This is a genomic window from Pseudomonas sp. LAP_36 (assembly GCF_019456785.1).
GTDB classification, from domain to species: Bacteria; Pseudomonadota; Gammaproteobacteria; order Pseudomonadales; family Pseudomonadaceae; genus Aquipseudomonas; species Aquipseudomonas tritici.
The window spans coordinates 1-268 of the sequence record NZ_JAHZMS010000032.1 but is presented as its reverse complement, the minus strand read 5'-3'; the positions used below and the strand labels follow the sequence as shown (position 1 = coordinate 268).

Annotated in this window: 1 protein-coding gene; it reads right to left on the bottom strand. The window is 53.4% G+C overall.

From position 1 onward, the window contains the following. Positions 1-83: 83 nt before the first annotated feature. The coding region (locus JBO08_RS28020) for an RlmF-related methyltransferase (RefSeq protein ID WP_220078216.1) at positions 84-268 on the bottom strand (185 nt) is incomplete at its 5' end.

Here is a 268-nt window from a genome sequence, read left to right as displayed (position 1 = left end):
AAGTAAGACGCAGCAAAAAAAACCGTGCTTCGGAGCGATCCGGGCACGGTTTTTTGTTGCCTGCGGTTTACTGTGATGAAGGGCTAGTCGCGAACCCAGCGCTGGCGCCAGATCTGCTGCTCGTTCTTGGTCTGGAAAGTCCAGGCCACGAAACGGCTTTGCTTTTGGCCCTGGGACATCTCCACCACATGACTTTCCAGCACGTTGGCTTTTTTGAGTGCCGTCTCAATCGCGGGCAAATTTGACGCTTTTGACACCAATGTGCTGA